Annotated in this window: 17 protein-coding genes and 1 rRNA gene; 8 read left to right on the top strand and 10 right to left on the bottom strand. The window is 62.5% G+C overall.

The window, feature by feature from the left end; translation table 11 throughout:
* Window positions 1–10 precede the first annotated feature (10 nt).
* The gene (locus J5Y21_RS08565; RefSeq protein ID WP_210574455.1) at window positions 11–1234 is read left to right on the top strand and encodes an MFS transporter; all 1224 of its coding nucleotides are present in this window, start codon (window positions 11–13) and stop codon (window positions 1232–1234) included.
* Here J5Y21_RS08565 and J5Y21_RS08560 read toward each other — a convergent pair.
* Window positions 1191–2708 (bottom strand): TM0106 family RecB-like putative nuclease, encoded by a 1518-nt coding sequence (locus J5Y21_RS08560; protein ID WP_210574453.1) that lies wholly within the window; start codon window positions 2706–2708, stop codon window positions 1191–1193. The genes J5Y21_RS08565 and J5Y21_RS08560 overlap by 44 nt on opposite strands.
* Before the next feature lie 94 nt (window positions 2709–2802).
* On the opposite strand from J5Y21_RS08560, the gene J5Y21_RS08555 reads away from it, so the two are divergent.
* Both J5Y21_RS08555 and J5Y21_RS08550 read left to right on the top strand, forming a co-directional pair.
* On the top strand, window positions 2803–3441 hold the full coding sequence (locus tag J5Y21_RS08555) for a DUF6474 family protein (RefSeq protein ID WP_210574451.1): 639 nt from the start codon (window positions 2803–2805) through the stop codon (window positions 3439–3441).
* A gap of 109 nt (window positions 3442–3550) precedes the next feature.
* Window positions 3551–3865: an Lsr2 family protein gene (locus J5Y21_RS08550; RefSeq protein WP_210574449.1), complete on the top strand. Its 315-nt coding sequence runs from the start codon at window positions 3551–3553 to the stop codon at window positions 3863–3865.
* An 18-nt stretch (window positions 3866–3883) separates the two neighbouring features.
* Here the strand turns inward: J5Y21_RS08550 and J5Y21_RS08545 are convergent, their stop codons facing one another.
* The gene (locus tag J5Y21_RS08545) at window positions 3884–4522 is read right to left on the bottom strand and encodes a response regulator transcription factor (protein ID WP_210574447.1); all 639 of its coding nucleotides are present in this window, start codon (window positions 4520–4522) and stop codon (window positions 3884–3886) included.
* Window positions 4519–5793 (bottom strand): sensor histidine kinase, encoded by a 1275-nt coding sequence (locus J5Y21_RS08540; protein ID WP_210574445.1) that lies wholly within the window; start codon window positions 5791–5793, stop codon window positions 4519–4521. The genes J5Y21_RS08545 and J5Y21_RS08540 overlap by 4 nt, the downstream gene beginning before the upstream one ends.
* Before the next feature lie 4 nt (window positions 5794–5797).
* On the opposite strand from J5Y21_RS08540, the gene J5Y21_RS08535 reads away from it, so the two are divergent.
* Window positions 5798–6415, top strand: a complete 618-nt coding sequence (locus J5Y21_RS08535) for a DUF2020 domain-containing protein (RefSeq protein WP_210574443.1) — start codon at window positions 5798–5800, stop codon at window positions 6413–6415.
* Window positions 6416–6425: 10 nt separating this feature from the next.
* On the top strand, window positions 6426–7580 hold the full coding sequence (locus tag J5Y21_RS08530; RefSeq protein WP_210574441.1) for an SGNH/GDSL hydrolase family protein: 1155 nt from the start codon (window positions 6426–6428) through the stop codon (window positions 7578–7580).
* A 2-nt stretch (window positions 7581–7582) separates the two neighbouring features.
* Here the strand turns inward: J5Y21_RS08530 and J5Y21_RS08525 are convergent, their stop codons facing one another.
* Both J5Y21_RS08525 and J5Y21_RS08520 read right to left on the bottom strand, forming a co-directional pair.
* Window positions 7583–7735, bottom strand: coding sequence for a hypothetical protein (locus J5Y21_RS08525; RefSeq protein WP_210574440.1), 153 nt, complete (start codon window positions 7733–7735; stop codon window positions 7583–7585).
* Window positions 7736–7738: 3 nt separating this feature from the next.
* Window positions 7739–8533, bottom strand: coding sequence for a class E sortase (locus J5Y21_RS08520; RefSeq protein WP_210574438.1), 795 nt, complete (start codon window positions 8531–8533; stop codon window positions 7739–7741).
* Window positions 8534–8616: 83 nt separating this feature from the next.
* On the opposite strand from J5Y21_RS08520, the gene yidC reads away from it, so the two are divergent.
* A complete protein-coding gene (yidC, locus tag J5Y21_RS08515) occupies window positions 8617–9864 on the top strand; it encodes a membrane protein insertase YidC (protein ID WP_210574436.1) in 1248 nt (415 codons plus the stop codon).
* Here yidC and J5Y21_RS08510 read toward each other — a convergent pair.
* The 4 genes from J5Y21_RS08510 to J5Y21_RS08495 all read right to left on the bottom strand — a co-directional run bounded on the left by J5Y21_RS08510 (window position 9852) and on the right by J5Y21_RS08495 (window position 12221).
* Window positions 9852–10490 carry a TetR/AcrR family transcriptional regulator gene (locus tag J5Y21_RS08510; protein WP_349236976.1) on the bottom strand — a complete coding sequence of 213 codons (639 nt, stop codon included), beginning with the start codon at window positions 10488–10490 and terminating at the stop codon, window positions 9852–9854. The genes yidC and J5Y21_RS08510 overlap by 13 nt on opposite strands.
* Before the next feature lie 175 nt (window positions 10491–10665).
* Window positions 10666–10935: a GlsB/YeaQ/YmgE family stress response membrane protein gene (locus J5Y21_RS08505; protein WP_210574432.1), complete on the bottom strand. Its 270-nt coding sequence runs from the start codon at window positions 10933–10935 to the stop codon at window positions 10666–10668.
* Between the two features lie 136 nt (window positions 10936–11071).
* On the bottom strand, window positions 11072–11974 hold the full coding sequence (locus J5Y21_RS08500; protein WP_210574430.1) for a universal stress protein: 903 nt from the start codon (window positions 11972–11974) through the stop codon (window positions 11072–11074).
* A gap of 100 nt (window positions 11975–12074) precedes the next feature.
* Complete coding sequence (locus J5Y21_RS08495) at window positions 12075–12221, bottom strand: hypothetical protein (protein WP_210574428.1); 147 nt, start codon at window positions 12219–12221, stop codon at window positions 12075–12077.
* A gap of 106 nt (window positions 12222–12327) precedes the next feature.
* On the opposite strand from J5Y21_RS08495, the gene J5Y21_RS08490 reads away from it, so the two are divergent.
* Both J5Y21_RS08490 and J5Y21_RS08485 read left to right on the top strand, forming a co-directional pair.
* Window positions 12328–12789 carry a hypothetical protein gene (locus tag J5Y21_RS08490; protein ID WP_210574427.1) on the top strand — a complete coding sequence of 154 codons (462 nt, stop codon included), beginning with the start codon at window positions 12328–12330 and terminating at the stop codon, window positions 12787–12789.
* Between the two features lie 105 nt (window positions 12790–12894).
* Complete coding sequence (locus J5Y21_RS08485) at window positions 12895–13878, top strand: pseudouridine synthase (RefSeq protein WP_210574426.1); 984 nt, start codon at window positions 12895–12897, stop codon at window positions 13876–13878.
* Between the two features lie 89 nt (window positions 13879–13967).
* Here J5Y21_RS08485 and rrf read toward each other — a convergent pair.
* A 5S ribosomal RNA gene (gene rrf / locus J5Y21_RS08480) occupies window positions 13968–14085 on the bottom strand.
* Between the last annotated feature and the right edge of the window lies 1 nt (window position 14086).

Below are 14086 nucleotides of genomic sequence, written 5' to 3'. Positions count from 1 at the left end.
ATAGTTGAACATGGAGCCACACGCACGAGAAGGGATTCGCAAAGGCACCGCCGAATACAGGCGGGCGAGCATCGCGCTCCTTTTCGCCGGGCTGGCTATCTTCAATGCGCTCTACACCACCCAGGCACTACTGCCCACCCTCACCGACGAACTCGGTATGACCGAGGGCGAAGCAGCCCTGACCGTGTCCGCCACCACGGGCGGGTTGGCGCTGTGCGTGGTCCCTGCCTCGATCCTCTCCGAACGCTTCGGGCGCGGTCGCGTGCTGATCATCTCGGCCTTGCTGGCCACATGCCTAGGCCTCTGCCTTCCCCTCGCGGCGACCGGCGGGCAGCTCATCGCCATGCGTTTCATCCAGGGCTGCCTCATCGCGGGCACCCCGGCAGTGGCCATGACGTGGATTTCCGAGGAGATCGAATCCGATGACGCGGCCGGAGCGATGGGGCTCTACATCGCCGGCAATTCCATCGGCGGGTTGATCGGCCGTCTTGTGCCAGCATTCATTCTCGAGGTAGCTAGCTGGCGGTGGGCACTATTCGGCGGCGCAGTCACGGCACTGCTCTTCGCGGTGATCATGTGCATCCTGCTGCCGCAGCAGCGCCGCTTCGAGGCCAAGGCACTCAAGCCCGGCCATGAATTCGCCGCGATGCTCCGGCATTTGAGCGACTGGCGGCTGGTCGGACTGTACGCGACCGCGTTCTTTGGAATGGGCATGTTCGTCTCGGTGTACAACATGTTCGGCTTCCGGGCGATCGACCACTTCGGGCTCCCGCCGGCTCTGGCCGGCCTGGTGTACCTGATGTATCTCTCCGGCACATGGTCGTCGGCGCGCGCGGGCGTGTACGTGAAGCAGGCGGGCCGCGGGCGTGTCCTCGTGGTCGCGGCCGGCATCATGCTGCTCGGCGCCATCACACTGATCAGTGGCAATCTGTGGTTCACACTGGCGGGCCTGCTGCTGTTCACGGCCAGCTTCTTCGCCATGCATTCGGTCGCCTCCGGCTGGGTGGGCCAGGTGGCTACGCGCGATCGCGCAGAAGCCTCGAGCACCTACGTGTTCTTCTACTACATCGGTTCATCTGCACTCGGCGCACTGACCGGGTGGCTGTTCCAGTTCACCGGCTGGAGCGGATTCATCGGGATCGTCGCCGGATTCCTCGTCGCACTGGTGTGCATCGCTGGTTGGCTGGCGCTCACAGTGAAGAAAGGCGCGGAATCCCCGGAGCACCGGCACTGAGGAAGCGGCGCACCGCGGCGGTGGCACGGCAGTCGTCGCCGTTGTAGCGGATGAGCATCTCGCGAGCCGCAGCGTCGCCCAGGCGAGCTTCGCGGCGCAGCGCGACGGAGCGTTCGCCGTCGACATCGTCGTCGTCCCAGACGAACCCGGCCACGGGCGCGACCACTTTGAGGCCGAGCCCGTCCGTGCCCACGAGGTGGCGACGAACATGGGAGAAGACATCTACCCACTCGTTAGAAGCGATGAACGCGCGGACCTCCGCCTCGTCGATGGAATCAAAACGCCGGGCCGATGCCATGAGCCAGTGGTTCTCGCCGCCGGCGGCGTAGCAATAGGCGCGGAACGTCTTCCCCGACTCGTGGGCCTGGGCCCGCACTGATTGGAGCCAGGTCCAGAATGCGAGGAAATTCTCCTCTTCGGCCTCGTTATCGGCCCCGCCGACGTCCTCCCAGGTGGCGAAGGCTCGGTAGCGGTCGCCGTCAAAGGCACCCCACAGGTAGGCGCCCTGGTCGAGATAAGCCTCCATATCCACGTCTACCTCGACATCGGCGCGCAATTCCTCCGCAGGAATGAAGTCCTCCCGGGCGAGCACCGGAATTCCTTCGCGCCAAGCACGGGCGATCTGGCTGGTCTCCCCCATGTTCGCCGCGATGGTCTCTGCCACCGTGGTGATCCCGCGTTCGCGCAGTGGACGCGCTTTTTGGCCGGGGAAGACTAGAGAGATGTCGTCCATATTTTTCAGTTCCGGCTCGCACAACGCCCAGTAGCGGCAGCTCGCGCACTGCTTCAAGCGCAGCGGATGCGTCGGCGTGGGCTTCGCCAAGGCTTCGCGGAGCGCCTCGACATAGCGCGCGGCATCCCCCACGTAGGCGCGCTCGCGGTCCTGGCCGACGACGGCGCCGAGCGGAGACGCACAACCAGCATCGGCAAGAAGCAGGTAGGCCATCGCTACCCGGTAACCGTCCACGGTGTGGTGGCGCGGCTTCGCTGCTGTGTCCAGTGGCTTTCCCAGCCCCAGACGGCGGGTGGGAATGAACTGCATGGTCGCGGTCTGGCTCGGTCGCGCCACACGGTGGTTGGACACGATCACCGGAAGATAAGTTCCGTCGCCCTGCCGGGCCAGGATGTCGATCTCGGCAAGCACCGGCACCCCGTCGATTTCGCCGGTCAGTGCCCCGTCGACGATCAAGGTAGTGCGGTCTTTCATGGCCTTTCGTGTGCTCGCCTCGCGCTCGGCCACCGGGAGCGCCGGGTCGAGGAGAAGGCGGGAGAAGGCTTTCCCGCGGCCGTCGCCAAGCGCCCTGCGCTCCGGCAGCAACCCGAAGACTGCCGCTCGCCCGGCATCGACCTGCGGCTGGCGCTCGAGCGCGTCGGGCAGCGGCGGGATTTCCGGGTGCGTCAGACGCTGGCGGAGGCGGTACCTGCACCCCACCAAGTCGCCTGCCCGCACCAGCGAAACATCATCGCTTTCCATTTCTTTCACCGAGCCCAAGCCTATCGGCTCAACACAGGTAAAGTTGAACGGGACAAATTGCGACGAAACGGAATTATCCAGGAGAACCGACACCATGGGACTGTTCGAATCGATCCGCGCTTCCCGCGCTAAGACCAAGGCAGAGATCAAGGCCGCCGAGGCACGCGCTCGTCAGCTGGCGAAGGATGAGGCCAAGCAGGACAAGCGCACCGCGAAGCTCCTCGATAAGGCAGAAAAGCGCCTGCTCAAGGAAGAGAAGAAGGGCCTGAAGAGCAAGCAGAAGCACGAGAAGCAGCTGGCTAAGGCCGAACTGAAGAAGATCCAGGAAGCTGGCTTCACCAAGAAGAAGGCCAAGCAGTGGGTCGGTGCTTCCCGCATTCTGCTGCCCATTCTCATTCCGCTGGCGTACCGCGCGCTGACCACCTACCAGGAGAAGCAGGTCAACGACCGCGCCCGCGCCGCTGGGCTTACCGCCACGGAAATGTCCCGCTACTCCAGCCAGGGTGCGGAACTCAAGGGCCGCGTGCAGGCCATCCGCCACCAGGTGGAAGAAAATGACGCGCTGGACAACAAGTTCCGCCGCGATGCGCAGGTGCGTCTCGACGAATTGGATGCTGCCGTGAACAACGTCGAGCAGATGAACGACGCTCAGCGCCGCCTCGCGCACGAGACTATCGACCGCGACATCAACAAACTCACCGCGGAAATCCAAGAGAAGACCTTGCGTAACTAACTGTGCGCAGTAGTTTTTTGCCCCTTAGTTCGGCGGTTCTGTTTCGACCAGCTAGTATGTTTATACAAATAAGTAAGTTGTAAAAACTTTTCCGTGAAAGGGGCTGGATATGGCGCGACGTGAAGTCACCCAGTTCTATGACGATCTCGATGGATCGCCGCTGTCAGAGTCTGACCATCAGGCTGTCCACTTCAGCTTCAACGGCACTGAATACGTCCTCGACCTCTCCAAAGAGAATGTGAAGCGCTTCCACGAGGCGCTCATGCCGTATATCGCGGCCGCACGCGAGGTGCCGGCTGACCCGCGCACCCGCGTTGACGCATCACAGATCCGCGCATGGGCGCGAAAGAAGGGAATGAAGGTCGCTCAGCGCGGAAAGATTCCCTTCGAGGTCATCGACGCGTACCGTCGCGCCAACGCGTAACGCTGCTGAATCTTTCTTTTACAGCACTCCCTGCTCGCGGGCCGATGCCACCGCGGAGGTACGGGAACGCACCCCGAGCTTGTCGTAAATATGCACGAGGTGGGATTTCACCGTCGCCTCGGAGAGCATGAGCTGCTGGCCGATCTCACGGTTCGATGAGCCACCCGCGACAAGTTGAAGCACCTCGAGCTCGCGCGGAGTGAGCGAGGAGCGTGGGCTGCGGTCCCGCGTCTGCAGACGGTTGCGCACCATCGGCGACATTGCCTGGTCGCCCTTCGCGGTCGAACGGACCGCGGCGAGTAGCTCACTCGGCGGGGCGTCTTTGAGCAGGTAGCCGACGGCACCGGCCTCTATTGCGCCGAGAATATCCGCGTCGGTGTCGTAATTGGTCACCACCAGCACCTTCGGCGGGTTCGCCATGGAGGAGCGGATCTCCGCAGTCGCCTCCGCACCGGTTGTCACCCGTGCGCCTTGGGCGCCGGCACCGAAGCGGAGGTCCATGAGGATCACGTCGATGCCACCCGCTTGGGCGGTCGCAATGGCCCCTTCGGCAGTGGCCACTTCACCGACGACGATGATGTCGTCGGCGGCCTCCAACACTGAGCGAAGGCCGAGGCGGACGATCTCGTGATCGTCGGCAAGCAAGACGCGAATCATTCTTCCTCCTCAATCTTTCGGTTGATCCTACTCTCCTTGTTGTCGGGCGCGGCCACCGACTCGTCCACGGGCACGGCGACCGAGACGGCAGTGGGCCCGCCCGGAGCGGATTCGAGGATGAGCTCGCCACCCAATTCCCGCGCACGCGTCCGCATTGCATCCACACCCAAGTGGCCGAGCCCGACCGGCTTTTCCGGCAACGCGGCCACATCGAATCCCGCGCCATTGTCCACGACATCCAGGCGCACCTCCCCCGGCGCGAATGTCAGGGTCACGCGTGCACGCGTCGCGCCAGAATGCTTGACGACGTTGCCCACCGCCCCCTGCGCGATCCGCAACAGCCCGGCTTCCACCCGCATCGGCAACTGATGCGGTTCCCCGTCCACGTCGATGTCAATGGCGATATCACCGGTGTGGGCGAAAGAGCCGGCGATCCGCTCCAGTGCCTCCGGGAGGGACGTCTCGGACAAAGGCGCCGGCGTGAGAGCCGCGATCATGGCGCGGGTTTCGGACAGATTGTCCGAGACCGAATGCCGGGCCGTCTCGAGCCTGCCCAACGGGACCCGAAGCTCTTCCTCACTCAACCCCGTACCGCGCAAATCCCGCTCCGCGGCATGGAGCAGCATCTGGATACTGGACAGGGACTGCGCCACCGTGTCGTGGATCTCGTGGGCGAGGCGTTGGCGCTCCTGGGCGATGCCGGCCTCGCGTTCCGTGGCGGCGAGCCGGTCCTGGGTGCTCACCAGTTCGTCGATCAGTGCTGCGCGTTCCGCGCTCACCCGGACGATGACTTTGAACGCGTACGTGATCATTACGACCACGAGCGCGGAGACCGCCGGGCCCATCACACCGCCAAGAGTCAGCCCACGCGGGACCTGCATGAATACCGCGATGGCCAACACCCCCGTCACACCGATGATGCCGATCCAATTGTCGGCCGACCGCATGAACAGGAAGAACAGCGTGAACACCCAGTACACCGCGACGGGAGTGAAGATCATCGCCACGATCCACACGCCGGTGAGTCCAAGCAACCACACGAGGCGCCCGACGGTATTCAAGCGCGGCATATTCAGCGCACCGAAGGCGTACATGAAGCCGAAGACAACGATCAGGAGAACCAGCACCGCCCCTTGCTCGAGGCTCGCGCCGACGATTCCGCCGAAGGACACGAGCAGCAGCGAGAAGGTCAGCAGCGCGATACCGACATCGAGCGCCCGCGTGCCGGGTGCGTCCTCCCCGTTTTCCCCTCTCGGTAGCATGGCTGTCATGCGAATGAGCGTACCTTCTGCCTGCACCCACGCCCGTACCACCGTCATCGGCGGTGCCCTCGTTTGCGCGGCAGCGCTCACACTCAGCGCCTGCACCCCTACCGCCGAACAGGATCCGCAACAGAAGCCGCCAGCCGACTCAACCACCGTGCCCGGGCAGGAAGCAGCGGCCCACGATTCCGGTCTCCCGGCCGACGCGCGTCCCGAGGTCGCCCGCGACGGCGTTACCGACTGCCCATTTTTGGAGACCCAATTCGTTGCGGAGACCAACGGCCAGAAAGTCACTGCGAGCGGCACGGACGAGCGCTTCGACACTCCCGCCTGCGTATTTTGGTCGTACCCAGAGGAGCCGCAGTTGCAGGTCATTGTCCGACACACCGGCAGCGCTGAGGAGGCCCGTGCGGTGGTGGACCACTTCGCGCCGGTGGACCTGACCGATCTGGCGGAAGATCCCGCAGGGTGGAGTGGCGGCCGCGCCGGCGGCGGCGTCATCCCCGGAGCAGACGGCGGCGTCTACGCGGTGGCAAAGGATGCAGTTGCAATCGTTGTTCTGACCAACCAAAAGGAATCGGTGAAAGCGCAGCTCATAGCTGAGCAAGCAATAGCGAATTTGTCCCTTTAATATGTGGGGCATGAACCGCTTCCGCCCCCGAGACCGAGGCACACGTCTCCGCGCCGCCGCCGTCCCGGCGGTAGCGGTGTCGCTGGTGCTCGCGCTCGCTGGCTGCGGATCGGACGGCGAATCCGAACGCGTCACCGTCGAGGTCCCCACCACTGTCACGGTGACTGCTGATCCGAAGGACCTGCCGTCCTCCTTTGATTTGTATGTCGCGCTCGGCGATTCGTATGCGGCAATGGGTTCGGCCGACGGTCCGTTCGAGGGGCCGGAATTCTGCGCGCGCAGCGAGGATAATTACCCGCACATGCTGGCGGATCTCTACCCGGGCATCAACGAGAAGCGCGGCTTCATCGATGCGACCTGCCAGGGCTCCACCACCGCGCACATCTACAGCGAGCGCGACATCAGCGACGCCCTCGACGCCGAAGAGGCGGAAGCAGCCGAGGACGCAGAAAAGGACGCCGAAAGAGACGCAGAATCAACAGCAGAAACCACGTCTCGCCCAACAGCCAGCTCACAGCAGACCTCCGCGACCGCGCCCACGTCGCCGAGTAGCACCAGCACGGAGCCGTCGACAAGCGAAGATGTGGGCGCCGAGAAGAACCCGAGCGTGCTCGCAGCGCAGATCGACGCGCTGGAGCCCGACACGGACCTGATCACGCTGTCGATCGGCGGCAACGACCTCAGTTTCGGGCCGTGGAGCCGCTGCATCACCGGCATGCTCGAAAACCGTGGCGAGGAAGATTGCGACGAAGGGCTCTACGACGAATCTGCCCGCGCATTGCTCGACCTTCCGAGCAGGCTCGACGACATTTACCGCCGCATCCACGAGAAAGCGCCCGACGCGACCATCATCACCACCGGGTACATGCCGATCGCTTCGCTTCGCGACGAATGCGAGGCCACCGCCGATCTGCCCAGCGGCACCCTGAACTGGGCAGCCGGCCTCACGGTGACCATGAACGCGATGGTGCGCGACGCCGCCACCCGAAACGGCGCGCTCTACGTCCTGCCCGCCAACGCGGAATTCCACTCCGTCTGCGCGCCCGCCAACGAGCGGTGGACGGACCCCACAGGCGAGGAAACCAATTCCTTCCCCGCACACCCCACGCCCGCCGGGCAGAAAGCAATGGCGGAAGCGATCGCGGACGTGCTGAAGAAGCTCTAGGGCTACACCGCCACGTCGTTGTACGGCATCAGCGGCGACAGCCACGGGAACACGACGTTCATCAGCAAGAAGAACACCGCGACCAGCAACGCGATGAGAATGAGCACCTTCACGGGAGTCGGCCCCGGCAGCGCACGCCACAAAATTCGGTACATGGTCTACGCGTCCTTTCCGCTCGTCATCGCCGGCGGCGGGCCAGCTGATTTATCCCGCGCGTCGGTCTGCACGGCGTGAATGATCATGCGCTCCGCATTCGAGAATTGCGGGTGGCACGTCGTCAACGTGATCATACGGCCAAGCCCATTTGCGCTCGCCCCTTCAGCGCCGGGCACCGGAGCGAGCACCGACGTGTCGCTCGGCAGCGTGATGTGGCGTCCGAGAACATGCGCGTAGCGCCCTTCCGCGACCTCAGTCAACATCGGTTCGGATAAACAGCTTGACGACGCCGCCGTGCGCCCTTCCTTCCCCTCCTCCATCGGGAGAACCCGGTAGGTGAACCACTGCGTCTGCGTTTCCACCACGATGGCATCGCACGCCTTCAGGTGGCCCAAGTCGTTGAACGGTGCGCCCTTGCCCACGCGGTGCCCCGCCAGCGCGAAATTGCCTGCCTCATCCGGCATCTGCGAGTCCGAATAATGTCCCGGGCCTGCCAGCAGCGTCTCATCGTCGGTGCCTTCCAGCACCGCGTAGTGGTAATCCGCGCCGAAGACGGGGATGTGCAGCTGCGCAAATGCCTCGCCCATTTCCGCGATGTGGTTGCCACGGGGATTACGCCATTCGTCGTCAAGCTGCTGTTGCGCTTCTTTCTGCATCTCACCTGACGTCAGATTCGTCCAGAATGCCTCGTAGAACGCGAAAAGCAAGAGAATAACACCGACGGTGATGAAGATTTCGCCGATCACTTCCCGCACTGTGACTCGGGCGCGTGCGGGAATTTCCACCGATGATGACATGGGCCTAACATTAACCCACAGCACGCCGCACCCCGGCGTTTCTGCTCTGCTGCCGCATCATTCGAGAGGAGTCCGTTACACCCATGCTTCTGCTTCTCGAAGCATTCGTCTGGCCCGTCTCCGCGGTCATGAAGATGTGGCATTGGCTCCTCGCGCAGGTCCTCGGCGTCGCACCCGACACCGCGTGGGTGATGTCGATCGTGCTTCTCGTGATCACGGTGCGCGCGCTACTCGTGCCTTTCAACTGGCAGATGTACCGCTCCACCCGCATGATGCTGATGATGCGGCCCGAGCAGGAGAGACTCGAGAAACGCTACGGCGAATCCACCGAGGTAGAAGATGTCGTCGCACACGATGAGGCCCTCAAAGAGCTGCATAAGGAATACGGCTACAACCCGATGACCGGCTGTATTCCGCCGCTGGTGCAGATCCCGTTCATCCTGGGTCTCTACCGCCTACTCATGTGGATGTCCGTGCCGGAGAACGGCCGCACCAACTCGAATATCGGCCTGCTCACCCCCGAAGACATCGCCAGCTTCCTCGACGCTTCCTTCATGGGCGTGCCGCTACCTGCGTACGTGTCCATGTCCGCCGAGCAATTCGCTGCCCTGGGCACCTCGAACGAACAAGTGCGCGCCGTCGCGATTCCTTTGCTCATCTTCGCCCTGATCTTCACCACCGTGAACACCTTCGTCGGGCAGCTACGCACCCGCACCCACCTGGATTGGAGCTCCACGGTCCCACGCACCGTCTACAAGTGGATGTGGGGAGTGATGGTCATCATTCCGATCATGCTCGGTTTCGCCGGCATGACCGGCCTCATCCCGGTGGCCCTTCTCATGTACTGGTTCCTCGGCAATCTGTGGACGCTGTCCCAATCCGTACTTATCTGGTACGTCCTGGCGAGGAAGTACCCGCTGCGCGAGGAGCACAAGGAGCAGATTCACACCTCCCGCGCCAAGGCCCTGGACGAGCAACGCGAAGTGAAGCAGATCAAGAAGACTGCCAAGCGTTCCTGGCGCCGCCGGAAGCTCAAAGCACTCGCCCACCCGACGACCATCGGACAGGTCCGCCGCGACATCAAGGCCGAAAAAGCGGCCATGAAGGCCGAGCGGAAAGAAGCCAAGCAAGAAAAGAAATCTCTTCAAAAAGCCCGCAACAAGGTCCGCTCCGATATCCGCAAGACCGAGATGGAAAAGCGGTTTGAAGAGCGCAAGCGGAAGAAAGCAAAAGCAGCTGGGGATGCGAGCTCGGATAGCTCCGATAGCTCGGATAATTCTGATAGCTCAGTGAGTTCCGATGGTGCCGCTGATTCCGATCAGATGGAGTAGTCCGCCGGCGGGGCGGACAGCATCTGCCGCGCCAAGTCCTTGGCAGTGAGCAGCGGCCCTACTTCACGGCTGATACGAGCTCCGGTCATGCCGCCGTCGAGAAAGATCAACAGCTGGCTGGCCTGAGTGCCGGACGGGTATCCGTTCTTCTTATCCAGCAGCTCGGTCATCGTGGCATGCATCCAATTGCGGTGATCCACGCAGGCGGCGACGATATTGTGCTCTGAATCCGTCTCCGGGCGCGGGTATTCCGTCGCGGCATTGACAAAGGGAGAACCGCGGAAATCCTTGGCGGGCTCCTCCTCGATGGCCATGTCGAAGAATGCCAAGATCTTCGAATCCGCATCCGTCATTGCGGCGGTGCGCTCGGACCACCGGTCCCGGTATTCGTCGTCAAGCTTTTGCAAATACACGATGACCAGGTTGTCCTTGGAACCCAACAGGGAGTACAAGGATGCCTTTGCGACGTCGGCTTCGCGGAGAATCCGGTCGATGCCGATGACACGGATGCCCTCTTCCGTGAAGAGCTTCGTCGCCGCGTCCAACAGGCGCTGACGCGGGGCCGGCCGGTTCCGTCGACGCGATGCCGGCTTCTTCTTCGCGGTGGCGGCGCGATCCTGAGTCACCACATTTCTCCTTCTAGCTCGACCATCTCCACCACATAATAGACAAACCGGTACGTTCATACAACGCATGGAGTTATGCGTGGATGTGTGCGTGCAGGTGCGGCTCCACGCATGAAAAAGCTCCCGCCCTCGCAGCGCGAGAAACGGGAGCTAGAGTCAGTGACCCCGACTGCCCTTAGCGACGGCGACCGGTGACCTGGTTGACGATCCAGAGCACGATCACGGAACCCAGGATGCATGTCAGGAAGCTGAAGAACCAGCCCTTGGACTCAACGTCAATGATAAGTCCAAGCAGGGCGCCACCGAGCAGACCACCGACGACACCGCAAGCGATGTTGGCGAGAATGCCCATGGAAGCGTCACGGTTCATAATCATCGAAGCAATCCAGCCGGCGATGCCGCCGAGCACGATCCAACCCAGGAAGCCCAGAGAAATAGTAGACATAATTTAATTTCCTCTCATTCTGAATGAAATACCGTACCTATTATGCCTTGTTAATAGGTCGCGTGGGCAACGAAAGCCCCACGGTTAGGTAACGTTTCGCCAACCGTGGGGAACATTTTCGTGCCGCAACCTGCGGTTATTTCGGCAGACGCTCCGGGCGCACGACCATCATCGGGCACGGCGCCGCCTGCAGCAGAGCGCGCGACGTGGAGCCGAGCAGCATGCCCTTGAAGCCGCCACGGCCGTGGGAACCGGTGATGAGCAATTGGGCTTCCTTCGCGTGGTCCACCAGGGCACGCACCGGACGGTCCTGCGTGACCACCTTGGTCACCTTCACGTCCGGGTACTTAGCCTCAAGAGGCGCCAGTCCCTGCTCCAGCTTCTCCCGGCGCTCCTGCTCGAAACGCTTCCAGCTTGCGTCGCCGAGGATCGCACCTGCGACCGGCTCGTGCACCTGGTTCTCCAGGTAGGTGTGCACAGCGATGAGCTCCGCGCCGCGGGCTTGCGCCTCCTCAAACGCGACCTCGGTCGCCTTAACGGAGACATCGGAGCCGTCCACACCGACAACTACCGGGCCGTACTTCGTCTGTTCGGTCACCGCATTGTCCTCGCGGACGACAACGACCGGGCAGGAAGCGTGAGCCACCACGGCCGCGGAGACCGAGCCGAGCACCATGCCGGACAGACCGCCGAGACCGCGGGAGCCCATGACGATCATGGTCGCGTCCTTGGACAGGCCAAGCAGCATGTCGATCGGGGAGCCCTCAGCGACGGTGTGCCCGATCTCCAGATCCGGGGCCACTTCCTTGGCGATCTCGCGAGCTGCCTCGATCTTGTTCAGGCACTCATTCTGCAGATCGTCAAAGAGCTCCTGCGGCGGGACCATGCCCTCGGCGTACAGGAACTGCGGCATGGTGTAGGAAGAGGCGAGCTGCAGCGGGACACCGCGCTTCAGCGCCGTGTTAGCAGCCCAACGGACCGCATTGTTTGAAGGCTCGCCGCCGTCGACAGCGACGATGACCAAATCCTGGTTGCTCATGGGAACGTGCCTTTCCGTAACCTACGACGTGACGCGCCTAGAGGTGGTGGTCACCTGACACCTTCATTGTAACCCTGACGACACAGGGCACGGGCAGAGCTTATTTGGGGATTTCGATCGGGAAAGCGGCCTCTGCGTTGGCCGGGAACAAAGCGGTGTAGATCGCCCACAGGACCTCAGCAATAGACTTGCCGATGCCGTGGCTGGAGAATTCGGTGAGCTGGGCAGTGATTCCATCAAGATTCATGTGACCTAAGTTAATACATGTGACTCGATATAGGAAATGTTCCGTCAGGGAAATCCTCACCGAAACCTCTACAGTCAACACTCGGCTCCGAGTAGAAAGTTGATCAATGAGTCGATTCGACCCCACCCACTGCTTGCAGGTGAACGGTTCATCGACCGACGAGATCTTGCCGATTGTGGACCCCGTCGAGACCGTCAAACGGGCGCCATCGCGCCTCGACGGTAGCACCACTTTCACACTCGCATTGTGGAAATTGCCGCCAGGCATGCGTCTGTGGGACGAGCTCCCCGGAGCGTGGCCCTATGAGTTCCTCCAAGCCATCGGGAGTAGGGAAGCGATGATTATCGAGATTAGCCGCGAGGACGCGTCAGGCGAGCTACACCTCTACCGGCTAGATCACCGTCCAGACTCATCCCACGCTGAGATCGTGCAGCTTGACGTACGGGGCAGGATAGAACGGGTGCGCGCTTCACAACTGTTCGACTCAAAGGAAGCCGCGGAAGTTTTTGCGGACTATTACCGCAACGGTTCCGTTTCTTCGTGCTACACACTTGACCAGCTGCAATAGTGCATCACGCGGTCTCGGCTCCGCTTCAGGATAGGGTCTGAAGTCATGCCCTCCTTTGAGAAAGGACAATAGCTTTGGAACAACAACTGTGCTGGTGACCCAATTTTGACTGACCGTAGCAAGAGCATCCATCACTCACGCCGCAAACGACGCCCTCCGCTCCCTCCGCGTGGTGGCCTCGGCGCCACGAGGGCGCGCGTTCCCGAGGGTGAGCCGATACGGGCATGGGATCTCATCTGGCACCTTGTTTCCACGCAACGCCACAGGCACCCAGAAGACAACGAGAGTGCCGTCAACGAGCGTTTCGCGCGGGGCGAGGTCGTGCTTATCGACGCCACCCCTGTCGCCCCCGACGCCCTGCTCTCCCCCGGGACCGATGTGTTCTTCTACCGCCGGCCCGCTCCTGAAGCACGCGTGCCATACGAAATCGACACAGTCTTCGAAGACGACAACATCCTGGTGGTGAACAAACCGCCCTTTCTGGCTACGATGCCGAGGGGATCGCACATCACGGAAAGCGTCACCGTTCGGCTCCGCCGGGCGACCGGCAACCAGGAGCTGACGCCGGCGCACCGCCTCGACCGGGCGACATCCGGCCTGATTTTGCTGACCAAACGCGCAGAGCTCCGTGGCGCCTACCAAGAGCTCTTCGCCCGCCGTGAAGTAGACAAAATCTACGAGGCGATCGCCGACGATATTGGGCTCAACGCTCCCCTTAAATGGGAGCACCACATCGAGAAGACCGAAGGCGAGCCGGCCGCACGCATTCTCTCCGAGCGGAAGCCGAATGCCCTCACACACGTTTCCGATATCGAACCACTAACCGACCGCCCCGGCGCCGCGCGATATCTCCTTCACCCTGTCACGGGGCGCACCCACCAACTCCGGGTGCAGATGCTCGCCGCCGACATCCCGATTCACGGCGATCCGATCTATCCCCGCATCCACGCTCTTGACGAGGAGGACTTCGCTAAACCGATGCTGCTCAGCTCAGTAGGACTCAGCTTCACTGATCCTTTGAGCGGCCAACGCCGAAGCTTCACGACGCCTGGGTTTTCCGGCCTCCCGATTCCTTCATTCGAACCGTGACGGCCGCGGTACCAGCAATTGGGCGCAACAAAAGACCGGCTACCGTGCCCGTCGTTGGGCCGGCAGCCGGTCTAATATGTGAAGTTTTTGGTCGGCGGTAACTTACTCTCCCACACCCTCCCGAGTGCAGTACCATCAGCGCGGGTGGGCTTAGCTTCCGGGTTCGGAATGGGACCGGGCGTTTCCCCACCGCTATCAACCACCGACA

This window comes from Corynebacterium sp. Marseille-P3884 (assembly GCF_017942225.1).
GTDB lineage: Bacteria > Actinomycetota > Actinomycetes > Mycobacteriales > Mycobacteriaceae > Corynebacterium.
This window is presented reverse-complemented; position numbering and strand designations above follow the sequence as displayed.